This is a genomic window from Pseudomonas sp. AL10 (assembly GCF_029960685.1).
Lineage (GTDB): Bacteria > Pseudomonadota > Gammaproteobacteria > Pseudomonadales > Pseudomonadaceae > Aquipseudomonas > Aquipseudomonas lactis.
On sequence record NZ_JASBQZ010000040.1, the window covers coordinates 23356 to 44641 of the forward strand.

The 21286-nt window shown below is 62.0% G+C and carries 19 protein-coding genes and 1 pseudogene; 13 read left to right on the forward strand and 7 right to left on the reverse strand.

Annotated elements, in window-relative coordinates; translation table 11 throughout:
- Window positions 1-12 precede the first annotated feature (12 nt).
- The 3 genes from QK296_RS24440 to QK296_RS24450 are packed head-to-tail and all read right to left on the reverse strand — an operon-like array spanning window position 13 to window position 2592.
- Complete coding sequence (locus tag QK296_RS24440; RefSeq protein ID WP_282391525.1) at window positions 13-1068, reverse strand: alkene reductase; 1056 nt, start codon at window positions 1066-1068, stop codon at window positions 13-15.
- Window positions 1069-1095: 27 nt separating this feature from the next.
- Window positions 1096-2262 carry an MFS transporter gene (locus QK296_RS24445; RefSeq protein WP_120247626.1) on the reverse strand — a complete coding sequence of 389 codons (1167 nt, stop codon included), beginning with the start codon at window positions 2260-2262 and terminating at the stop codon, window positions 1096-1098.
- 18 nt (window positions 2263-2280) lie between these two features.
- On the reverse strand, window positions 2281-2592 hold the full coding sequence (locus QK296_RS24450) for a helix-turn-helix transcriptional regulator (RefSeq protein ID WP_034134947.1): 312 nt from the start codon (window positions 2590-2592) through the stop codon (window positions 2281-2283).
- A gap of 155 nt (window positions 2593-2747) precedes the next feature.
- Between QK296_RS24450 and QK296_RS24455 the strand changes: the two genes are divergently transcribed.
- Window positions 2748-3326 (forward strand): ACP phosphodiesterase, encoded by a 579-nt coding sequence (locus QK296_RS24455; protein ID WP_003189350.1) that lies wholly within the window; start codon window positions 2748-2750, stop codon window positions 3324-3326.
- Window positions 3327-3445: 119 nt separating this feature from the next.
- On the opposite strand, the gene QK296_RS24460 is transcribed toward QK296_RS24455, so the two are convergent.
- Both QK296_RS24460 and olsB read right to left on the reverse strand, forming a co-directional pair.
- Window positions 3446-4237: a lysophospholipid acyltransferase family protein gene (locus QK296_RS24460; protein ID WP_003189351.1), complete on the reverse strand. Its 792-nt coding sequence runs from the start codon at window positions 4235-4237 to the stop codon at window positions 3446-3448.
- A complete protein-coding gene (olsB, locus tag QK296_RS24465) occupies window positions 4237-4992 on the reverse strand; it encodes an L-ornithine N(alpha)-acyltransferase (protein WP_003189352.1) in 756 nt (251 codons plus the stop codon). The genes QK296_RS24460 and olsB overlap by 1 nt, the downstream gene beginning before the upstream one ends.
- A gap of 185 nt (window positions 4993-5177) precedes the next feature.
- Here olsB and QK296_RS24470 point away from each other — a divergent pair, with 185 nt between their 5' ends.
- Both QK296_RS24470 and QK296_RS24475 read left to right on the forward strand, forming a co-directional pair.
- A complete protein-coding gene (locus QK296_RS24470) occupies window positions 5178-6251 on the forward strand; it encodes a serine hydrolase (RefSeq protein ID WP_282391544.1) in 1074 nt (357 codons plus the stop codon).
- Window positions 6248-6562, forward strand: coding sequence for a hypothetical protein (locus QK296_RS24475; RefSeq protein ID WP_003189356.1), 315 nt, complete (start codon window positions 6248-6250; stop codon window positions 6560-6562). The genes QK296_RS24470 and QK296_RS24475 overlap by 4 nt, the downstream gene beginning before the upstream one ends.
- A gap of 182 nt (window positions 6563-6744) precedes the next feature.
- Here the strand turns inward: QK296_RS24475 and QK296_RS24480 are convergent, their stop codons facing one another.
- The gene (locus tag QK296_RS24480) at window positions 6745-7038 is read right to left on the reverse strand and encodes a DUF3077 domain-containing protein (protein WP_003189358.1); all 294 of its coding nucleotides are present in this window, start codon (window positions 7036-7038) and stop codon (window positions 6745-6747) included.
- Window positions 7039-8118: 1080 nt separating this feature from the next.
- Here QK296_RS24480 and QK296_RS24485 point away from each other — a divergent pair.
- From QK296_RS24485 to QK296_RS24510, 6 genes and pseudogenes are all read left to right on the forward strand, one after another.
- Entirely contained in the window at window positions 8119-9297 is a 1179-nt protein-coding gene (locus QK296_RS24485) for a M20 aminoacylase family protein (RefSeq protein ID WP_169855424.1), read from the forward strand.
- A gap of 169 nt (window positions 9298-9466) precedes the next feature.
- Window positions 9467-10777, forward strand: a complete 1311-nt coding sequence (locus QK296_RS24490; RefSeq protein WP_282391533.1) for a citrate-proton symporter — start codon at window positions 9467-9469, stop codon at window positions 10775-10777.
- Window positions 10774-12216 carry an amidase gene (locus QK296_RS24495; RefSeq protein WP_282391535.1) on the forward strand — a complete coding sequence of 481 codons (1443 nt, stop codon included), beginning with the start codon at window positions 10774-10776 and terminating at the stop codon, window positions 12214-12216. Before QK296_RS24490 ends, QK296_RS24495 begins: the two co-directional genes overlap by 4 nt.
- A gap of 63 nt (window positions 12217-12279) precedes the next feature.
- A pseudogene (locus QK296_RS24500) lies at window positions 12280-13032 on the forward strand (helix-turn-helix domain-containing protein); the annotation flags it as partial.
- 178 nt (window positions 13033-13210) lie between these two features.
- Window positions 13211-13792, forward strand: coding sequence for a YceI family protein (locus QK296_RS24505; RefSeq protein WP_169855427.1), 582 nt, complete (start codon window positions 13211-13213; stop codon window positions 13790-13792).
- 1 nt (window position 13793) lies between these two features.
- A complete protein-coding gene (locus QK296_RS24510) occupies window positions 13794-14951 on the forward strand; it encodes a phosphatidylserine/phosphatidylglycerophosphate/cardiolipin synthase family protein (RefSeq protein ID WP_057711909.1) in 1158 nt (385 codons plus the stop codon).
- A 115-nt stretch (window positions 14952-15066) separates the two neighbouring features.
- Here QK296_RS24510 and bglX read toward each other — a convergent pair whose 3' ends face one another.
- Window positions 15067-17358, reverse strand: coding sequence for a beta-glucosidase BglX (gene bglX, locus QK296_RS24515; protein WP_003189369.1), 2292 nt, complete (start codon window positions 17356-17358; stop codon window positions 15067-15069).
- A gap of 241 nt (window positions 17359-17599) precedes the next feature.
- On the opposite strand from bglX, the gene QK296_RS24520 reads away from it, so the two are divergent.
- From QK296_RS24520 to QK296_RS24535, 4 genes are all read left to right on the forward strand, one after another.
- The gene (locus QK296_RS24520) at window positions 17600-18211 is read left to right on the forward strand and encodes a LemA family protein (RefSeq protein WP_003189372.1); all 612 of its coding nucleotides are present in this window, start codon (window positions 17600-17602) and stop codon (window positions 18209-18211) included.
- Window positions 18212-18229: 18 nt separating this feature from the next.
- On the forward strand, window positions 18230-18958 hold the full coding sequence (locus QK296_RS24525) for a TPM domain-containing protein (RefSeq protein ID WP_003189373.1): 729 nt from the start codon (window positions 18230-18232) through the stop codon (window positions 18956-18958).
- Window positions 18959-18989: 31 nt separating this feature from the next.
- Window positions 18990-19607 carry a TPM domain-containing protein gene (locus QK296_RS24530; RefSeq protein WP_044272726.1) on the forward strand — a complete coding sequence of 206 codons (618 nt, stop codon included), beginning with the start codon at window positions 18990-18992 and terminating at the stop codon, window positions 19605-19607.
- Between the two features lie 207 nt (window positions 19608-19814).
- Window positions 19815-21032, forward strand: coding sequence for an SAM-dependent methyltransferase (locus QK296_RS24535; RefSeq protein ID WP_044272728.1), 1218 nt, complete (start codon window positions 19815-19817; stop codon window positions 21030-21032).
- The last annotated feature ends 254 nt before the right edge of the window (window positions 21033-21286 follow it).

Below are 21286 nucleotides of genomic sequence, written 5' to 3' on the forward strand. Positions count from 1 at the left end.
TTGCGGGTTGCGTTAGATCGGCAGCGTCGGGTAGTCGATATAACCCACTGGGCCTTTACCGTAGAAGGTCTCCGGGTGCGGCTCGTTCAACGGCGCATCGGCCTTCAGTCGCGCCGGCAGGTCCGGGTTGGCGATGAAAGGAATACCAAAGGCCACCGCATCCGCCTTGCCCGCCGCCAGCCAGGCATTGGCGCTGTCTTTGGTGAAGCGTTCGTTGGCGATGTACGCACCGCCGAAGGCTTTTTTCAGCTGTGGGCCCAGGCTGTCCGCGCCTTCTTTTTCGCGCGAGCAGATAAAGGCGATGCCGCGCTTGCCCAGTTCGCTGGCGACGTAGGTGAAGGTCTCGGCGAGGTTTTCGTCGCCCATGTCATGCGCATCAGCACGCGGTGCCAGGTGCACGCCCACGCGGCCGGCGCCCCAGACTTCGATGGCGGCGTCGGTGACTTCCAGCAACAGGCGCGCACGGTTTTCCAGGGAGCCACCGTACTGGTCGGTGCGCTGGTTGGTGCTGCTTTGCAGGAACTGGTCGAGCAGGTAGCCGTTGGCGCCGTGGATTTCCACGCCGTCGAAACCGGCAGCCTTGGCGTTCTCGGCGCCGGTGCGGTAAGCGTCGACGATGTCGGCGATTTCAGCGGTTTCCAGGGCGCGCGGGGTCGGGTAGTCGGCCAGGGGGCGAACCAGGCTGACGTGGCCTTTGGCTTGGACCGCACTCGGGGCCACCGGGGTTTCGCCGTTCAGGTAGGACTCGTGGGAAATGCGGCCGACGTGCCACAGTTGCAGGAAGATCTTGCCGCCCGCGCCATGCACGGCCTTGGTGATGTTGGCCCAGCCGCGCACCTGGTCGTTGGACCAGATGCCGGGGGTGTCCGGGTAGCCCACGCCCATCGGCGTCACGGAAGTGGCTTCGCTGAGGATCAGCCCGGCGGAGGCGCGTTGCACGTAGTACTCGGCCATCAGCGCATTGGGCACGCGCCCGGCATCCGCGCGGCAGCGGGTCAGCGGCGCCATGATGATGCGGTTCGACAGGTGCACATCGCCCAGTGTGATCGGATCGAAAATAGTCGTCATGGAAAAAACACCTTCTCTTTAAGTTGATCAGTGGGTCGCGGGGGCCAGGTCGGCATTGCCGCCCTGACGGAAAGTGATCAGGGTCACCAGCAGCGCGAGAATCGCCAGCGCCGCGGCGGCCAGCGGCACGCTGGTCAGGCCGAAACCGTGGGCAATCACGCTGCCGCCGACCCAGGCGCCGAGGGCGTTGCCAATGTTGAAGGCGCCGATGTTCAAGGTGGACACCAGGTTCGGCGCGGCCTTGCCGAAGGTCACCACGTTGATTTGCAGCGCCGGCACGGCGGCGAACGAGGCGGTGGCCCACAGGAACAGGGTGATTTCAGTCGGTATCACCGCGACGCTGGTCCAGCTCAGCACCGTGGACACCACCGCCATGCTGATGAACACGCCGATCAGGGTGGCCGCCAGGCGCTTGTCCGCCAGTTTGCCGCCGATGATGTTGCCCACGGTGAGGCCCAGGCCGATCAGCAGCAGGGTCCAGGTCACACCCTTGGGCGACACGCCGGTGACATCGCCGAGCAGCGGTGCGACGTAGGTAAAGAGGGTGAACATGGACGCGGCAAACAGCGCGGTCATGCTCAGTGACAACCAGATACCGGCACCCTTGAGGGCGGCCAGTTCAGCGCGCATATCGAGTTTTTCTTCGTCACGCTTGGCGGGCAAGAAGCGAATCAGGCCGATCAAGGCGATCACGCCAATCACGGTCACGGCCCAGAAGGTCGAGCGCCAGCCGGCTTCCTGGCCCAGCGCCGTACCCAGGGGCACGCCCAGCACGTTCGCCAGGGTCAACCCGGTGAACATCAGCGCTACCGCCGACGCACGTTTGTTGGCCGGCACCAGGTTGGCCGCCACCACCGAGCCAATCCCGAAGAAGGCACCGTGGCACAACGCTGTGACCACCCGGGCAAACATCAGCACGTTGTAGTCGCTTGCCAGGGCGCAGAGCAGGTTGCCGATAATGAAAATACCCATCAACGCTACCAGCGCCGCCTTGCGTGGCAGCTTGGCGGTGGCCAGTGCCATGAACGGTGCGCCGATGGCCACGCCCAGGGCGTAGCCGGTCACCAGCCAGCCGGCGCCGGGAATCGACACACCCAGGTCCGCCGCCACATCGGGCAGCAAGCCCATGATGACGAACTCGGTGGTGCCGATGGCGAAGGCGCTGAGGGCCAGTATGAGTAGCGAGAGGGGCATGGGGCGTGTCCTTGGTGATTACGGTGCGCTGAGTTCGGTGATGAGCGCCGTGAGAAAGGCTTGGATCACTTCCTCGTTGCGCTTGAAAAAGTGCCACTGCCCGGCCTTCTGGCTGCTGATCAACCCCGCCCGTTGCAAGGTGGCCAGGTGGGCCGACACGGTGGACTGGGACAAGCCGCAGCGCTGGTCGATCTGCCCGGCGCAGATGCCGTATTCGTGGTTGTGTAATTGCGCGGGGAACTGGACTTTCGGGTCTTTGAGCCAGGTGAGGATGTCTCGTCGTACTGGGTGCGCCAGGGCTTTTATTATTTCGTCGAGGTCGATGGACATGGCAGGGTGCTCGGTGTCGTAAAGCGTTATATCGCGATGAGGCGAACTTTAAATCGTCATATCCCGATATACCAATATGATTTTGATCTGAGGTCAAAGCGAATCGGCATATCGGGTTATAACGATATGTAGGTGGCAGTGGTAGACTGCGCGGCATGAATTATCTCGCACATCTGCACCTGGGCGGCCAACTTCCGGCGCAATTGCTGGGCAGCCTCTATGGCGACTTCGTCAAAGGCCGCCTGCAGGGCCAGTTCAGCCCGCAAATCGAAGCGGCGATCCAGCTGCATCGTTCCATCGACCGCTTTACCGATAGCCATCCGCTGGTGGGCGAGGCGTTGTCACGCTTCAGCCAGACCCGCAGGCGCTATGCCGGCATCGTCCTCGATGTGTTTTTTGACCATTGCCTGGCGCGCGATTGGGCGCTGTATGCCGACCAGCCCCTGGAGCGTTTCACGTCCCAGGTGTACCGGGTGTTGGCGGCTGAACCCGCGTTGCCGGGGCGGCTGGCGCAGATTGCGCCGTATATGGCAGCGGATGATTGGTTGGGCTCGTACCGCGAGTTTGCGGTGATGGACCAGGTGTTGCGCGGAATTTCGCGGCGGCTGACGCAGCCTGAGGAGTTAGGGTATGCGATGCAGGAGTTGCGGGTTTTGTATGAGCCGCTGAGTGAGGACTTTCGACTGTTCTACCCAGAGTTGCAGAAATTTGCACAATCTCAACTGACTACATGAGATCTGAATGTGGGAGCTGGCTTGCCTGCGATAGCGGCCTACCTGTTGAGAATGCTGTGGCTGACCCACCGCCATCGCAGGCAAGCCAGCTCCCACATTTGGATGGTGTTCACATTGCTTCAGGCTGCGAATGCAGGCCGAGCAGACACTTGCTCAGCTTCCGGCACCGGCCCAAACAACGCCTTCTGCACCGCCTGCTGCGCCTGATACGCCAATGCCGCACGTTCCTGCCCGGCGCAGGCAATCGGCTTGAGCACATGAATCTCTACATCGCCCTGGTCATTGGAAAACAAGCGCATCAGGTGCGAGAGCAAATCATCATCGCCAATAAAGGGCGCCAGCGGGTCGACCTGGCCGTCGCGCAGATACCGAATCGCCACCGGCTGCAGCGACACATCCGCATCGATCGCGCTGGCCAGCAAGCGCCCGTGGAACGTGCGCAGGCCGCGACCGTCGGTGGTGGTGCCTTCGGGGAACATCAGCAAGGGGTGCTGTTGTTCCAGATGACGGGTCATCTGCTTGCGAATCAGTTGGCTGTCACCTGAACCGCGACGAATAAACAGGCTGCCAGCCTTGGCCGCCAGCCAGCCCGCCACCGGCCAGGTACGTACTTCGGCCTTGGACAAAAACGACATCGGCGCCACCATGCCCAGCAACGGGATATCCGTCCAGGACACATGATTGCTCACCCACAGCATCGGCGTTTGCGGCAACTCGCCATGCACCGTCACGCGAAAGGGCAGGGCGTTGGTCAGCCGTGCCATGAAGAAGCGCGACCAACGCTGGCGCCGCACCATCGAGTTAGCCACCCCCAGGCGCTCGAACAGGCCGAACACACTGGCCATGCTCAACCCCAGCCCCACCACCAACAGCACGCGGGCGATGCGCCCGTAAATGCGCAGGCGGTTCATCACATGGCCGCCTTGAAGTGGCGCGCGTAACGCGGGCACAACTCGTCGCGCTTGAGCAGGATAAACACGTCGGCTACCTGGAAGTCTTCATCCCAGCACGGCTCGCCGCAGATCTTCGCGCCCAGGCGCATGTAGGCCTTGAGCAGCGGCGGCATTTCGGCGATGACGTTGGACGGCAGGTCCAGGGCCGGCAGCGGTTTTTTTGGTTCGGCGCGCAGGTGTTCGTTGCACAGGTAGCGCTCGCGCAAGCGCTGCATGATCGCGTGGGCCTGGATGCCGCCGTCGTGCATCGGGATGCTTGCGCAGCCCATCAGGTAGCTGTAGCCGCCCTGGTTGAGCACCTCGGCCAACTCGCCCCAGAGCACCGCGATGGTGCCGCCATTGCGGTAGGCCGGGTCGACGCAGGTGCGGCCAATCTCCAGGATCGGGCCCTGCAAGTGCAGCAGGCCGTGCAGGCTGAATTCTTCTTCGCTGTAGAACCGGCCCAGGGTGCTGGCGGCCTGGTGGTCGAGCAGGCGGGTGGTGGCGACGAGTCGACCGCTGTTCAAATCCCGCACGCCGATATGGCTGCAGTGAACATCATAGTCATCCATGTCCAGACCCAGTTCCGCGCCTTTCAGCTTGGCGTTGAATTCGCCGCTGAATACGTTGAACCGCAGGGCCTGGGCTTCCTGCAATGCCTGTGCGCCTACCAGGCGTTCGGCTTGCAGACGGCGTTCATTGCCTTTGTCGCTGATGCGGGCGATCTGAGTCATAGCGAGTCTCCGGGTGCCGGCCAGGTTGCGGCCAGTCGACTTTGTTGTCCAAAGTCAGGCTATGTAGCCTCGGTGTCAGCTCCATGAAGTTACGGTGACGGTTGGATGACAGCCCCCTTGTCGCAAATCTGTCACTGGCGTGAGCTAGGCTCGCGGGCTTGAATGCCCTCCTTGAGTTTGCGTCCATGGTCCGAGGCCTGTTGTGCGTTGCCCTGCTGTTTGTCACCGTGAATGCTCGCGCTGAAATCTGGCCTGATAAGGAGTGGGCCCTGGGCACAGCCCTCGCCGGCCCCGCTGTCGATGCCCTGGACGCCTACGCTTTCCCAACCCGCGACGATGCCACCCGCACCGGTATTCGCACCGATGCGTTGTTGGTCATTCGCGACGGCGAAATCATTTATGAACGCTACGCCGCGCCCACCACTGTGAGCACACCGCACCTCACCTGGTCCGTCAGCAAAAGCCTGATGGCTACCGTGCTGGGCGTGGCCTATGGGCAAGGCCGCTTCAAACTCAGCGACGCCGCCGCACGTTTCTACCCGCCGATGAAGCAGCACCCCAAGGTGAGCATGGCCGACCTGCTGCACTGGGCCTCGGGGTTGGATTGGCAGGAAGACTACGAGTACGCCCCGTTGAAATCTTCGGTGGTGGCGATGCTTTACACCCGTGGCCACACGGACATGGCGCAATTCGCAGCGGATACCGAAGCCGCCGCCGCCCCTGGCCAGGCTTTCCGTTATTCCAGTGGCGACAGCAATATCCTCTCCGCTGCGCTCAAGGGCATGCTCGGCCACAAGGCCTACATGACCTACCCGTGGGACGCGCTGTTCCAGCCCCTGGGCATTCGCGACGCAACCTGGGAAACCGATGCCGATGAGACGTTTGTTGCATCGTCCTATGCCTACCTCACTGCCCGCGATCTGGCACGAATAGGCCTACTGATGGCGCGGGATGGGCGCTGGGGCGAGCGGCAACTGCTGCCCAAGGACTGGGTCGCCTTCAACCGCCGGCCCTTCGACCACTACAAAGCCGGCCAGGATGAAGCCGTGCCGGGCGGCCATTGGTGGCTCAACACCGGCGCCCCCCAACCCTGGCCCGACGCACCGGCCACCACCTTCGCCGCGCTGGGGCACTGGGGCCAGGCGCTGTACGTGCTGCCCGACGAACACCTGGTGATCGTGCGCTACGGCGATGATCGTGATGGCAGTTACCGGCATAACGAACTGCTAAAACGCGTGCTGGCGGTGGTGCGCTCATGATTCGTCGTCATCCATTTATCAGCGTTTTACTGGTGTTGTTTATCGCACTCTTGGGCGGGGTTTGGCATGAGCGCGTCAACCTGCAAGCCTTTCCCGACATCATCGCGGCGTACACCGCCAAGGAGTATTGCTCGTGCCGGTATGTGGCGAACAACCCTGCGGAGTATTGCCTGGGGTATGTGAAGCAGTACGTGCCCATCAGTGCGTTTATCGACACGCCTGAGCGCAGTGAAGTGACAGCGAGTGGGTTGGGGCGTACGCATACAGCGCGATGGATAGGCAACCGCCAAGGCTGCCGCCTTAACCCCTGACACACCCAAATTTCCCTGTGGGAGCTGGCTTGCCTGCGATAGCGGCAGGTCAGTCAACATCACGAGTGCCTGTGCCGCCGTCATCGCAGGCAAGCCAGCTCCCACATCGTATTTATGCTGATCATGGGCAATTGAGAGAGATACAGACAAGCGCCCGATGCGGCGCACCGGGCGCGTACTACTTACAGCAGGGTTTGACTGCCAGGCTGCATCGCCAGCAGCAAGTCATCAATGATCGCCTTACCCATCTCACCCAGATAATGCGAGGCAAACGCAAACTTTTCCGCCTTGGGGTCCATGGCCGCTTCAAGCGCGAGCATTTTGGCGTAGTAGAGCACGTGCGAGGCGTGTTCGAGGGCTTCCACAAGCGGAACCCCGGCGTTGACGCGGAACAGTTTCAGGTGGCTTTTGTTTTCTCCGCAATCTGCGAAGGTGGCAGCGCCGATGGTTTCGGCTGAGGGTATTTCGTACGGCATAAGCTTGCTCCTTTGGTACAACCAAAAAGAGCTGCCATTCACGATTCCAAGCATGAGGGTGGCAGCTGTACGCAGGTTGGAATCCGAGAAGAAGCAACTCGGCAGGCACAAGGCCTCCCACGCACAGCCGCCATAAAGCACAAACAGCGGGCACAAAAAAGCGCCGACTGATTGTATGACGACGCTGTAGCGTCTTCTTTCTCGGGATTCCACGCCCGGTCGCTGATGAGCAGCGACGCCGCAGAGATTAACCCTATGCACGCGCCCTCGCAACCGGTGGCAAATAGCTGTTGTGGCGAGGGAGCTTGCTCCCGGTAGCGGTGGGGCAGTTACAACTGTTTAGCTGACACTCCGCCATCGCAGCAAAGGTATCTACACAACTTTCTGGGCTGTAGCAGCAGACGCTAACCACGATGCGGAGCGAGCCGCTGTTGATCTTGCTCTGCTTTTGCTCTTGATCTTAGGCGCCCCGTCAAACCACGCTGGCCGAACACAGGCTTGAATTCGGCGGCGGCCCACGGATTCAAGCCTGCGTTCGGGCACACCGAGCCAAAGCGAGGTGCCGAGTGGTGGGGCAAGAGCGTTTTGCTTACTTTGCCGCTTTTGCAAAGTGAGCCGCCGTCAGGGCGGAACCCTAAGTGGCCGTTACCGCAGAAATGGATATGTACTCGGTATAACAGTGTCGCCTGTCAGGCCGCCTTCGCGAGCAAGCCCGCTCCCACAGTTGGATCGCGGGGTGTCAGGTAGATAGGTGTCGGCTGGCAGGCCGCCATCGCAGGCAAGCCAGCTCCCACATTTGGATCGCGGTGCGTCAGCTAGATCTGCGTCATCTGTCAGTCCGTCACGGGAGCAAGCTCCCTCGCCACAGGTCCAGCGTCGCACCAAAGTTGTGTAGATACCTATGGCCATCGTAGGCAAGCCAGCTCCCATCTATGGATGTGTGTGGGCTCACGGAAAAAAGCTCGGCCCTGAGGTTCCACAGAGTGGAACCACCTTTGATTGTCCTCACGCGCACATCGCGCTTAGCTGTCGATGTGTTGCAAACAAGAACGGGACCACCCGCCTGTGAGGAGAATCACCATGCGCCCGCACCAGCACATTCTGGATTGGCTCAGCGACGTTGCCAGCGACTTGCACGCTGTGCGTCACGATATCCACGCCCATCCCGAACTCGGCTTTGAAGAGAATCGCACCTCAGCGCTGGTCTCACAGTCACTCAAGGAGTGGGGCTATGAGGTGCACACCGGCATCGGCAAGACCGGTGTGGTCGGCGTGCTGCGCAATGGCAACAGCTCGCGCACGTTGGGCATTCGCGCCGACATGGACGCCTTGCCCATCATTGAAAACACCGGTGCGGCCTATACCAGCCAGCATGCCGGCTGCATGCACGCCTGCGGGCATGACGGCCACACCACCATGTTGCTCGGCGCCGCGCGTTACTTGGCGGCGACGCGGCAGTTTCACGGCACCTTGAACCTGATTTTCCAACCCGCCGAAGAAGGCCAGGGCGGCGCCGAGGCGATGTTGGCGGACGGTTTGCTGGAGCGTTTCCCCTGTGAGGCGCTGTTCGGCATGCACAATATGCCGGGCTTGCCGGCTGGGCATCTGGGCTTGAGGGTGGGGCCGATGATGGCCTCCCAGGACCTGCTCACCGTGACCCTCGAAGGCGTCGGTGGCCACGGCTCTATGCCGCACCTTACCGTCGATCCACTGGTGGCTGCTGCCAGTATGGTCATGGCCTTGCAAACGGTGGTGGCGCGCAATATCGACACCCAGGAAGCCGCTGTCGTCACGGTCGGCGCCCTTCAAGCAGGGCAAGCCGCCAACGTGATTCCCCAGCAAGCCCTGCTGCGCCTGAGCCTGCGCGCACTTAACCCCAAGGTACGCGAACAGATGCTGGAACGGGTCAACGCGATCATCCAGACCCAGGCCGCCAGCTTCGGCTGCACCGTGCAGGTCGAACACCGCCCGGCTTACCCGGTGCTGGTCAACCATGCCGAAGAAACCGAATTCGCCCGCCAGGTCGGTGTGGCCTTGCTCGGCGCCGATGCGGTGGACGGCAACACCCGCACGCTGATGGGCAGCGAAGACTTCGCCTGGATGCTGCAACGCTGCCCCGGCAGTTACTTGTTTATCGGCAACGGCGTGTCGCGGCCGATGGTGCACAACCCCGCCTATGACTTCAACGACGACATCCTGCTGACCGGCGCCGCCTATTGGGGCGCGCTGGCCGAGAGCTGGCTCAAGCCGGCCGGCTAACCCAAACCCTTGTAGGAGCGAGCTTGCTCGCGAAAATCGTCAACGCTGACGCAGCGCTTTGAGGTAGCCCGTGTTGCCTGCGCGTTTTTCGCGAGCAAGCTCGCTCCTACAGTAACGCCTTTTTCTGCCGCTGGACCCTTTCCCTGATCGGTTGAATGGAGTGTTCCTCATGCAGACTTTAAAGCCCGGCGTTTCCCGCACCCGCCAAGTGGTGGCCGCGGTGATCGGCAACGCGTTGGAATGGTATGACTTCATCGTTTACGGTTTCCTGGCTAGCATTATCGCCCGTCAGTTCTTCCCCTCGGAGGACGAATACGCCTCGCTGCTGATGGCGCTGGCCACCTTCGGCGTGGGCTTTTTCATGCGCCCGGTGGGCGGCATCCTCTTGGGCATCTACGCCGACCGCAAAGGCCGCAAGGCGGCGATGCAGTTGATTATCCGGTTGATGACCGTGTCCATCGCGCTGATTGCCTTCGCGCCGAACTACGCCGCCATCGGTATGGGCGCGCCGTTGCTGATCGTGGTGGCGCGCATGCTGCAGGGGTTTGCTACCGGCGGTGAGTACGCGAGCGCGACGGCATTCTTGGTGGAAAGCGCGCCCGCCCATCGCAAGGGGCTGTACGGCTCCTGGCAATTGGTGGGGCAGTGTCTGGCGGTGTTCGGCGGCGCGGCGATGGTGGCGTTGGTCACGCATTTCTTTTCGCCCGAAACCCTCGACCTGTGGGGCTGGCGCCTGCCGTTTGTGCTGGGCTTGTTGATCGGCCCGGTGGGGTTGTGGATTCGTCGGCACATGGAAGACCCGGAAGAGTTTATCCAGGCGCGTAAAAACGCAACTGGCCCGGCGCCAAGCCTCATGCAAGTGCTGCGCGAGCATCGGCGCAGTATCCTGGTGTCCATGGGCCTGGCCTGCGGCGCGACGGTGTCGTTTTATGTGGTGCTGGTGAACATGCCGACCTTCGCCCACAAGAACCTCGGCCTGCCGCTGGATCAGGTGTTGATGGTGCAGATGTTTGCGGTGGCGTTGATGACCGTGGTGATCCCCTTGTCCGGCCTGCTCTCGGATCGGTTGGGGCGGCGGCCGGTATTGATGGCATTCACCCTGGCCCTCTTCGTGATGGTCTACCCCTTGTATGTGTGGGTAGCCACCGCGCCGTCCATCGAGCGCTTGCTGGTGATGCAGGTGATGTTGTGCACCGCGATTGGGGGCTTCTTCGGGCCAGCGCCGACGGCATTGGCCGAACAGTTCCCTATCGAGGTGCGCTCGACCGGCGTGTCGGTGGCCTATAACGTGGCGGTGATGGTGTTCGGAGGTTTCGCGCCGTTGATCGTGACCTGGCTGAGCAAGGTGCTGGGCACGCCGGTGGCGCCCTCGTTTTATGTATTGTTCGCCTGCGTGCTGACGCTGCTGGGCACTTACTGCATGCGCGAGGCCCCCCGGGCGAGCAAGCCGTTGCCGTTTTCCAGAGAGGTGAAGCCTTGAGTATTGTTGATTGGGATGCCACTGAACTGTCGCGGGCCATTCATGGACGGCAGGTGTCGTGCGAAGAGGTGATGCAGGCGTACCTGGCGCAGATCCAGCGCTTTAACCCCGGCGTGAATGCGCTGGTGACATTGCGCGACAGCGAGGCCGTGCTGGCCGAGGCGAGGGCCTGCGATCGGGAGTTGGACCAGGGCCGCTCCCGTGGCTGGATGCATGGCATGCCCCAGGCCATCAAGGACCTGGCGGCCACCCAGGGCTTGCGCACCACCTTGGGCTCACCGTTGTTCGCCGAGCATGTGCCGGGCGAAGACGCCATCAGCGTGGCGCGGGTGCGGGCCAGTGGTGCGATCATCATCGGCAAGACCAACGTGCCGGAGTTCGGCCTGGGCTCCCACACCTACAACACGCTGTTCGGCACCACCGGCAATGCCTATGACCCGCGCCTGACAGCCGGCGGCAGCAGTGGCGGGGCGGCGGTGGCCCTGGCGCTGCGCATGCTGCCGGTGGCCGACGGCAGTGACATGATGGGCTCGCTGCGCAACCCGGCGGCGTTCAACAACGTGTTCGGCTTGCGCCCCTCCCAAGGGCGGGTGCCCCACGGGCCGATGCCGGAGCTGTTCGTGCAGCAACTGGGCACCGAAGGCCCGATGGGGCGCAGCGTCACGGATGTGGCGCGGTTGCTGAGCATCCAGGCCGGTTACGACCCCCGCGCGCCGCTGTCCTCCCAGGCCGATCCGGCGGTGCTGGGCCAGCCGTTGCAGCGCGACTTCAAGGGCGCACGCCTTGGTTGGCTGGGGGACTACAACGGTTATCTGCCGATGGACGCGGGCGTGATGAGCCTGTGCGAAGCGGCGCTGGATGATTTCGCCAGGTTGGGCTGTGAAGTGCACAGCTGCCAACCGGACTTTTCCATGGCGCGCCTGTGGCGCTGCTGGTTGGTTCATCGCCATTGGCTGGTGCACGGCAACCTCGGCGCGGCCTACGCCAACCCGCAAAAACGCGCACTGCTCAAACCCGAGGCCCAGTGGGAAGTGGAGGGTGGCCATGGCTTGAGTGCCCAGCAGGTTTACCAGGCGTCGGTGGATCGTAGTGAGTGGTACCGCGCTTTGGGCAAGCTGTTCGAACGTTACGATTTCCTGCTGTTGCCCACTGCTCAGGTGTTCCCTTTCGATGCACAACAGCCGTGGCCACGTCTCGTCGGCGGGCGTGAAATGGACACTTATCACCGCTGGATGGAAGTGGTGATCGGCCCGACCCTCGCCGGTTTGCCGAGCATGAGCATCCCCGTGGGCTTCAACCCCCAGGGCCTGCCCATGGGCCTGCAAATCATTGGCCCGGCCCAGGCCGACAGGGCCGTGTTGCAATTGGCCTACGCCCATGAGCAACTGACCCAATGGGTACAACGCCGGCCACCGGCGTGCCTTGCAACGACCCGCTGAGCGCTGACGGGCCTGTATCTTGCTGTGAAAAAAGATCATCCACCGGCAACAGGGAGATCGAACATGGAGACAGGCACCGTACGCTCGGTTGAGCGCGCTCTGGCAATCGTCGAATTGCTGGGCGAGCACCAGGCCCTGGGGCTGGAAGAGCTGCACTACCTCACGCGCCTGCCCAAGGCCACGGTGTCGCGCATGTTGCTGACCTTGCAGGAGCAGGGTTGGGTCTATCGGGGCCTGAGTGATCGACGTTACCGCCTGCGTGCCCGGCGCTTGTTCGGCGACACCCAGCAACGCTTCAAGCGCCAGGTGGTGGAGAGCGCCGCGCCCTGGTTGCTGGAGCTCAGCGAGCGCACCGGGCTGGTGGTGGACTTGTCGTGCTTTGATGGTGAGCGCCTGGAGGTCATGGAGAGTGCGATTCCCAGCGTGTTGCGCAAGCTGTACCCGAACAACTGCCAGATCGTCGGCCAGTACGCCAGCCTGTTCCACTCGGCGATGGGCAAGGCCTGCCTGACGCAGTTACCGGCTGAAGAAGTACAGCGCCTGGCAGGCCGCAATCATGTGGCGGCAGACGAGCACTATCGCGCCTGCGAGCAAACCCAGCACCAGGGCTTCGGCCAGCGTACCGAAGGTTATTGGGAATACCCGGTGCGTTTGCCCTTCCTTATCCGGGCGGTGGCGCTGCCGGTGCGCGCCAATGGTCGCCTGGTGGGGAGCATGGCGTTGCATTGGCCGATGCATCAGGCGCCGGTGGAGCGAGTGTTGAATTTGCATATGGGCAGCCTTGAACAGGCGGTGTGCGAAGTGCAGCGAACGCTGGATCAAAAACACCGCAAAACCCTGTGGGAGCTGGCTTGCCTGCGATGGCGGTGTGCCAGGCGAGAAATGGTTCACTGATACACCGCCATCGCAGGCAAGCCAGCTCCCACATTTGAATTTGCGCCGGTTGTGAGATTGCGCTTAAGGTTCGCCCAGGTTTTTTGCCCCATGAGTCTTTATGTTCAATGTCAAACCTCTGGTCTTCGCGCTGCTGACCTGTGCTGCCGTGCCCGCCCACGCCGACTGGTACCTGGATAACGAATCCTCTCGCGTGTCCTTCGTCACCACTAAAAACACCGAGGTGGCTGAAGTCCAGCGCTTCCTGGTATTGCATGGCAAGGTCGACGCCAAGGGCGCGGCTCAGTTGGAAGTGGAGTTGGAGTCGATCAACAGCGGTATTCCGTTGCGCGACGAGCGCATGCGTAAAGCGCTGTTCGAGATCAAGACCTTCCCCGAAGCGCAGATCAGTGCGCAGATCAATCTGCAACCCATCAATGACCTGGCGTCCGGCGCGCAGCTGGAATTGCGCCTGCCCCTGAGCGTCACGCTGCACGGCAAGACCCAGACCTACAGCGCCGAACTGCTGGCCACGCGCCTGGATGATCGACGCTTCCAAGTGGTAACCCTTGAGCCTGTGGTATTGCATGCCGAGGATTTTGACCTGGCGCCCGGTGTGGCGACCTTGCGCAAGGCGGCGGGGCTCAAGTCGATCAGTTTGTCGGTGCCGGTGGGTGCGGTGCTGATCTTCACGGCGCGCTGACATGAGCGGCGCAGTGTTCCCATGGCGCAGCGCCAATCAGTTCGAATTGCTGATCGACGGGCCGAATTTCTTCCCGCAGATGCTGGTGGGCATCGCCCGGGCCGAGCAGCAGGTTGACCTTGAGTTGTACTTGGTCGAAGCCGGGGCCTGCGCCGAGGCCATGGTGCAGGCACTGGTGCTGGCCGCCGAACGCGGCGTGCAGGTGCGTTGCCTGTTCGATGATTACGGCAGCCTGGCGTTTACCCTGGGGCTACGCAAGCGCTTGACCGATGCCGGTGTGGAGTTGCGCTTTTACAACCGCCTGAATTGGCGGCGCTGGATGCGCAACCTGTATCGCGACCACCGCAAGTTGCTGCTGATTGATCAGCGTGTCGCCGTGGTCGGTGGTACGGGCGTCACCGACGAATTCTGGACGCCGGGCCAAGACACCGCCGACTGGCATGAAGTGATGGTGCAGATCAGCGGCCCGTTGGTGCTGGACTGGCAGGCCCTGTTCGACCGGCAATGGCACGCTAACGCCGCACGCCGTGAATGGAAACCGGCGACCCACTTTGGTTTGCCCCGCTTGCCCAAGGTGCCCGCCACCGGGCCGGGACTGGGTCGGGTTGCGTATGCCGATGCGCGTCAGCACCGCGACATTCTGCAATCGTTGATTCGCGCCTTGAACAGCAGCAAATCGCGTATCTGGCTGGCGACACCGTACTTCCTGCCCACCTGGAGCGTGCGCCGTGCCTTGCGCCGGGCGGCTGGGCGCGGTGTGGATGTACGTCTGTTGCTCACCGGCCCGCGCACCGATCACCCGTCGGTGCGTTACGCCGGGCACCGTTATTACCCGCGTCTGCTGCGTTCAGGGGTGCAGATCTTCGAATACCAGCCGTGCTTTCTGCACCTGAAGATGGTGCTGGTGGACGATTGGGTGAGCATTGGCTCGTGCAATTTCGACCACTGGAATTTGCGCTTTAACCTGGAAGCCAATCTTGAAGCGCTGGACCCGGGATTGACGGCGGCGGTGGTGGGCAGTTTCGAAGCGGACTTTGCCCAGAGCCAGGCGGTGAGTCTGGAGGCCTGGAAAGCGCGGCCATTGTGGCGGCGGGTAAAGCAGCGGGTGTGGGGCTGGATTGATCGGTTGGTGGTGAACCTGCTGGATCGGCGCGGCTAGTCGGTTCACCTCAAGTCCAATGTGGGAGCTGGCTTGCCTGCGATGGCGGTGGTGAATATTCCACCGCTATCGCAGGCAAGCCAGCTCCCACCCAGACCGTGTTTACAGCTTCAGATCAGAGCAGTTCGAAGGTTTGTTGCTGCACATCCTGGGAGTCCAACCCGATCTGCACATTGAACTCACCCGGTTCGGCCGCGTACTTGAGCTGGCTGTTGTAGAACTTCAGGTCGTCTTCGGTAATGGTGAAGTGCAGCGTGCGCGCTTCGCCGGCCTTGAGCATGACCTTCTGGAAGCTCTTCAGCTCCTTGATCGGGCGGATCATCGAACCGGCCACGTCCTGGATATACAACTGCACAACCGTTTCGCCATCGACCTTGCCGGTGTTCTTCAACGTGACGCTGGCGTCGAGCTTGCCGGTCTTGTTCAGCGTGGTGGACGACAGCGCCATGTCCGACAGGCTGAACTGGGTATAGCTCAGGCCATAACCAAAGGGAAACAGCGGGCCTGTGGTGTCATCGAAGTACTGCGAAGTGTAGTTGCCCGGCTTGCCTGGGGTGAATGGCCGGCCGATGGTCAGGTGGTTGTAGTAGGTTGGAATCTGCCCAACGGAGCGAGGGAAGGTGATCGGCAGCTTGCCCGATGGGTTGTAATCGCCGAACAGTACATCGGCAATGGCGTTGCCGCCTTCGGTACCGGAAAACCAGGTTTCCAGGATCGCATCGGCCTGTTGGTTTTCTTCCAGAATCGACAGCGGACGGCCGTTCATCAGCACCAGCACCAGCGGCTTGCCGGTGGCTTTGAGGGCCTTGATCAAGTCGCGCTGGCTTTGCGGGATGTTCAGGTCGGTGCGGCTCGATGACTCGTGGGACATGCCACGGGACTCGCCCACCGCCGCGACGATAACGTCGGCGTTGTTCGCCGCCTTCACCGCTTCGTCAATCAGCACTTGGGCAGGGCGCGGGTCGTCCACCACTTCCGGGGCATCGAAGTTGAGGAAGTTGAGGTAGTCGAGCACTGCCTTGTCGCCGGTGATGTTGGCGCCACGGGCATAGATCACTTTGCCTTTTTCGCCGATCACGGCGTTCATGCCGTCGAGCAGGGTCACCGACTGCGCAGGCCGGCCGGCAGCAGCCCAACTGCCCATCATGTCGATGGGGGCCTTGGCCAGCGGGCCGACCAGGGCAATGGTCGCGGATTTTTTCAGCGGCAGGGTGTCGTTGTGATTTTTGAGCAACACCAGGCTGCGGCGCGCAATGTCGCGGGCCTCGGCCCGGTGCAGGCGGCTGTCGGCGTAGGTGTCGACCGGGTCATCCTCGGCCTTGCCGATGCGCAGGTACGGGTCCTTGAACAGGCCCATGTCGTACTTGGCGCCAAGCACTTCGCGCACGGCGTTGTCGATGTCGCTCTGCTGGATTTCGCCGGACTTGAGCAGCCCCGGCAATTCCTTGCCGTACAGCGAGTCGTTCATGCTCATGTCGATGCCGGCCTTGATCGCCAGCTTGGCGGCTTCACGCCCGTCCTTGGCCACGCCGTGCTTGATCAGCTCGAAGATCGCGCCATGGTCGCTGACGGTCAGGCCCTTGAAGCCCCAGTCCTTGCGCAGCAGGTCGTTCATCAGCCAGGTGTTGGCCGTGGCAGGCACGCCGTTGATCGAGTTGAGCGCCACCATCACGCCGCCGGAGCCAGCCTTGATCGCTGCGTGGTAGGGCGGCAGGTAGTCCTGGTACATCTTGACCGGGCTCATGTCGACCACGTTGTAGTCGCGCCCGCCTTCCACCGCGCCATAGAGGGCGAAGTGCTTGACGCTGGCCATGAGGCTGTCGGCATTCGCGGGGCTGGTGCCCTGGAACGCCTTGACCATCACTTCGGCAATGCGTGACACCAGGTAGGTGTCTTCACCGAAACCTTCGGAGGTACGGCCCCAGCGTGGGTCGCGGGAGATGTCGACCATCGGCGCAAAGGTGATGTCGAGGCTGTCGGCAGCGGCTTCCTGGGCGGCGATGCGCCCGGAGCGGCCGATGGCGTCCATGTCCCAACTGGAAGCCAGGGCCAGGCTGATCGGGAAAATGGTGCGGTGGCCGTGGATCACGTCGTAGGCGAAGAACATGGGGATCTTCAAGCGGCTGCGCATGGCCGCGTCCTGCATCGGACGGTTTTCCGGGCGGGTGATGGAGTTGAACGTGCCACCGATGCGGCCGGCGGCGATTTCCTTGCGGATCAGCTCGCGGGGCATTTCCGGGCCGATGCTGATCAGGCGCAATTGGCCGATCTTCTCATCCAGGGTCATTTGCTTGAGCAGGTCGCTGACAAAGGCGTCCTTGTCGTTAAGCGCAGCAGGCTTTGTTTCTGCCCAGACGGGGTGGGTGGCCAGCGTTGCAACAAGGCCGAGCAAACACAGCTTTTTCATGAATATCCTTTTTCGGCTACTGCGCAGCATTCAAAGCGATGCTGTCGGCCAAAATGTGGGGAACGTCTATTGTTGTTCGGGTGTTGTTCAGATAAATGCAGCACACTCTGAACTCTTTTTCGCGCTGGGCATCTTTGTAGCTGATTGGCTCGAAGCATTCCAGTGGTGGCGGATTATGCCCCAAGCGCGTGGTTTATAGGGTTAGTCGTCACATTCCATCAGATCGGGCAGGAGAAACACCATGCAAGCAGCACAACATTACCGCTGGGGCTTCAAGGCTGCGGCGCTGTTACTGATCAGCAGCGTGCTGAGCGGTTGCGGCATCAACAACATCCCCACGCTGGACGAACAGGCCAAGGCCGCCTGGGGCCAGGTGCAGAACCAGTACCAGCGCCGTGCCGACCTGATCCCCAACCTGGTGGAAACGGTGAAGGCGTATGCCGCCCACGAACAGGAAACCCTCACCGCGGTGATTGAAGCGCGGGCCAAGGCCACCTCGATCCAGGTGGATGCCAGCACCCTGGACAACCCCGAGAAACTCAAGCAGTTCCAGCAAGCCCAGGATGGCCTGAGCGGCGCACTCAGCCGTTTGATGGTGGTGTCCGAGCGTTACCCGGACCTGAAGGCCAACCAGAACTTCCTGGCCTTGCAATCCCAGCTTGAAGGTACGGAGAACCGTATCGCCGTGGCCCGTCGGGATTTCATCCAGACCGTGCAAGCGTACAACACCGAGATCCGCACCTTCCCAGGCCGTCTGTGGCACAGCGTGATGTACAGCGACTTGCCGATCCGCGCCACGTTTGAAGCCACCAGCGCCGATGCCGATAAAGCGCCGCAAGTGAAGTTCAAATAAGGCTGCACTGAGGTGTCGATGCGTTTATTACGGATAGGCCTGGCGCTGTGGCTGTTGGCCTGCGTGGGCGTGGCCCAGGCGGCGCTGAGCTTCCCGGCGCTGACCGGGCGGGTGGTAGACAGCGCGCAGATGATCGACCCAGCGGTGCGCGAACAACTGACCCAGCAATTGCAGGCGCTGGAGCAAACCTCGGGCGACCAGTTGGTGGTGGTCACCGTGCCTGACCTGCAAGGCGTGCCCATTGAGGACTACGGTTATCAGTTGGGCCGCCAGTGGGGCATTGGCCAGAAGGGCAAGGACAACGGCGCGCTGTTGATCGTCTCCCGTGATGACCGCCAGTTGCGCATCGAAGTCGGCTATGGCCTGGAAGGCGTGCTGACCGATGCGCAATCCTGGGTGATCATCAACCAGGTGATCCTGCCCAAGTTCAAGGCCGGCAATTTCAGCCAGGGCATCAGCGATGGCGTGGCTGCGATGATTCAGGTGGTGGGCGGGGAGCCGTTGGCGGTGCCGGCCCATGTGGCGGATGCGAACTTCGCCATGGATAATCCCGGCTTTTCCATCGGCCTGTTTATTCTGCTGATCGGCGTGTTGTGGTTGTGCAATCGCATGGGCTTGCCGGTGGGCGCCATCCTGCTGGCGATTCTCAACAGCAGCGGGCGCGGCGGCGGTGGGGGCGGCGGTGGCGGTGGTTTCCGCGGCGGCGGCGGTGGCTTTGGCGGTGGCGGGGCTTCGGGCAGCTGGTAATGACAATAACGAGAATAGAGCATCTACAACCATGGCATTACTGACTGAACACGAGCAGCGCCAAGTCGCCGAAGCGATCGCCCGGGTCGAGAAAACCACCGACGCGGAGTTGGTCACCGTGCTGGCGGCGCGCGCCGACGACTACGCCTACATTCCGTTGCTGTGGGCGAGCTTGATCGCGTTGGTGGTGCCGGGCGTGGTGCATTACCTGTCGGGCTACCTGACCATGTACACCTTGCTGGTGGCGCAGTGGGCGACGTTCATTGTGCTGTGCCTGGTGTTCCGCTTGCCCAAGGTCACTACCCGGCTGATTCCGCGTTCGGTACGCCACTGGCGTGCGTCCAACCTGGCGCGGCGCCAGTTTCTGGAGCAGAACCTGCACCACACAGTGGGCAGCACCGGGGTGCTGATTTTTGTCAGCGAGGCTGAGCGTTATGTGGAGATCCTGGTGGATGAGGGGATTTCCAAGCGCCTGGATGACAGCAATTGGGACGCCATTGTCCAGGCGTTTACCCAGCAAGTTAAACAGGGGCAGACGCTGGCCGGGTTCATCGCCTGCGTTGAAGCCTGTGGCGAGTTGCTCAAGGTGCATGTGCCCGTTACCCAAACCCGCAACGAACTGCCCAATCGCCTGGTTGTACTCGAATAACTGCTTTCTGTGGGAGCCGGGCTTGCCCGCGATGGCATCGCCTCGGTTTGCCTGATTAACCGAGTTGCCTGCATCGCAGGCAAGCCAGCTCCCACACAAGGCAGCATCCTTATTCGGGTTGATTGACCGTTGATCAAATAACCCCGTGCCCTGAACCCCCATCCCGCCTAAAATGCCCGGCATTCTTTACCCGAGGCGTTTTTGTTCATGTCCGTCACCGCTCAACCTGCCCGCCCTGCGCCGGATCATCATGCCCAGTTCATCGAACTGTTGAGCGCAAGCTTGGCCCAGAACGCTTTTATCAAGCTGGTGCTGGCCAAGTACGTCGGTGAGGAAGCCGAGTTGCAGCGGCTGATCATCAAGCCGGTGGTGGTCAAGGACCAGCCTTGCCTGTCGTTCGTCTATCGCTACAAGACCCGCGACATCACCAAGAACTTCCCCTCGGCTGACGGCGTGGCGGCGATTGCCGAGCTGTTGCCCAGCTCGTTCAAGAACGCGCACTTGCTGGCGCTGACCGACGAAGCCCAGCTGGAGTACAGCAAGAAGAACAAAAGCTCGCTGTTCAAAAGCAAGCCGCAGCAACTGCGCGAGGCACCTTCGGCCGAGCATAACCGTGAAAAAAATCGCTTCCTCGACCTGAGCCGGCCGTTCCTCGCCGACCTGGGCGTGACCGACGCCAAGCAGGCGCTGATCCCCTCGATGTCGCGCAAGTGGAAGCAGATCAACAAGTTCATCGAAGTGTTCAGCCATGCGCTGACGTCGTCGCCGTTGCAGCTCGACCGCCCGGTGCGGGTCGCCGATTTCGGCTCGGGCAAGGGCTACCTGACTTTCGCCATTCACGATTACCTGCGCAATACCCTCAAGGCCGAGGGCGAGGTCACCGGTGTAGAGTTGCGTGAAGACATGGTCACCCTCTGCAACAGCGCCGCCGCACGCCTGGAGCATCCGGGGCTGGTGTTCAAATGCGGCGACGTGCGCAGCGTGGCGCCCAGTGAGCTGGACGTGATGATTGCCTTGCACGCCTGCGACATCGCCACCGACTACGCGATCCACACCGGCATCCGTTCCGGTGCGTCGATCATCATGTGTTCGCCGTGCTGCCACAAACAGATCCGCCTGCAGATCCAGAGCCCGGCGTTGCTCAAGCCGATGCTGCAATACGGCCTGCACCTGGGCCAGCAGGCGGAAATGGTCACCGACAGCCTGCGTGCGTTGTTCCTTGAAGCCTGTGGCTATGAGACCAAGGTGTTCGAGTTCATCTCGCTGGAGCACACCAACAAGAACAAGATGATCCTGGCGGTCAAACGTGCCGAGCCTGTGGACAACGCGCAGCTACTGGCAAAAATCCAGGAGCTCAAGGCGTTCTATCACATCACCGAACACTGCCTGGAAACCCTGTTGCGCGGGGATGGCTACCTGGCCTGAAATGGACGCGGTTCGCTGTGGGAGCTTGCTCCCGTGACGGCCCCGGCGGCCAGCGCATATCTACCTGACGCCCCGCGATCCAACTGTGGGAGCTGGCTTGCCTGCGATGGCGGCCTAACAGCCGATACCTATCCACCTGACGCCCCGCGATCCAAATGTGGGAGCTGGCTTGCCTGCGAAGGCGGCCTAACAGTCAACACAGCTGGATTGTGTACATATCCATTGCTGCGGTAACGGCCACTTAGGGTTCCGCC

Excerpts from the sequence above, each read along its gene's own strand:
- QK296_RS24445 (WP_120247626.1), bottom strand. The coding sequence starts at position 2,262 with ATGCCCCTCTCGCTACTCATACTGGCCCTCAGCGCCTTCGCCATCGGC.
- QK296_RS24525 (WP_003189373.1), top strand. The coding sequence starts at position 18,230 with ATGCGTTTATTACGGATAGGCCTGGCGCTGTGGCTGTTGGCCTGCGTG.
- QK296_RS24510 (WP_057711909.1), top strand. The coding sequence starts at position 13,794 with ATGAGCGGCGCAGTGTTCCCATGGCGCAGCGCCAATCAGTTCGAATTG.
- QK296_RS24480 (WP_003189358.1), bottom strand. The coding sequence starts at position 7,038 with ATGCCGTACGAAATACCCTCAGCCGAAACCATCGGCGCTGCCACCTTC.
- QK296_RS24485 (WP_169855424.1), top strand. The coding sequence starts at position 8,119 with ATGCGCCCGCACCAGCACATTCTGGATTGGCTCAGCGACGTTGCCAGC.
- QK296_RS24490 (WP_282391533.1), top strand. The coding sequence starts at position 9,467 with ATGCAGACTTTAAAGCCCGGCGTTTCCCGCACCCGCCAAGTGGTGGCC.
- QK296_RS24455 (WP_003189350.1), top strand. The coding sequence starts at position 2,748 with ATGAATTATCTCGCACATCTGCACCTGGGCGGCCAACTTCCGGCGCAA.
- QK296_RS24530 (WP_044272726.1), top strand. The coding sequence starts at position 18,990 with ATGGCATTACTGACTGAACACGAGCAGCGCCAAGTCGCCGAAGCGATC.
- bglX (WP_003189369.1), bottom strand. The coding sequence starts at position 17,358 with ATGAAAAAGCTGTGTTTGCTCGGCCTTGTTGCAACGCTGGCCACCCAC.
- QK296_RS24520 (WP_003189372.1), top strand. The coding sequence starts at position 17,600 with ATGCAAGCAGCACAACATTACCGCTGGGGCTTCAAGGCTGCGGCGCTG.
- olsB (WP_003189352.1), bottom strand. The coding sequence starts at position 4,992 with ATGACTCAGATCGCCCGCATCAGCGACAAAGGCAATGAACGCCGTCTG.
- QK296_RS24505 (WP_169855427.1), top strand. The coding sequence starts at position 13,211 with ATGTTCAATGTCAAACCTCTGGTCTTCGCGCTGCTGACCTGTGCTGCC.
- QK296_RS24475 (WP_003189356.1), top strand. The coding sequence starts at position 6,248 with ATGATTCGTCGTCATCCATTTATCAGCGTTTTACTGGTGTTGTTTATC.
- QK296_RS24450 (WP_034134947.1), bottom strand. The coding sequence starts at position 2,592 with ATGTCCATCGACCTCGACGAAATAATAAAAGCCCTGGCGCACCCAGTA.
- QK296_RS24460 (WP_003189351.1), bottom strand. The coding sequence starts at position 4,237 with ATGAACCGCCTGCGCATTTACGGGCGCATCGCCCGCGTGCTGTTGGTG.
- QK296_RS24440 (WP_282391525.1), bottom strand. The coding sequence starts at position 1,068 with ATGACGACTATTTTCGATCCGATCACACTGGGCGATGTGCACCTGTCG.
- QK296_RS24535 (WP_044272728.1), top strand. The coding sequence starts at position 19,815 with ATGTCCGTCACCGCTCAACCTGCCCGCCCTGCGCCGGATCATCATGCC.
- QK296_RS24470 (WP_282391544.1), top strand. The coding sequence starts at position 5,178 with ATGGTCCGAGGCCTGTTGTGCGTTGCCCTGCTGTTTGTCACCGTGAAT.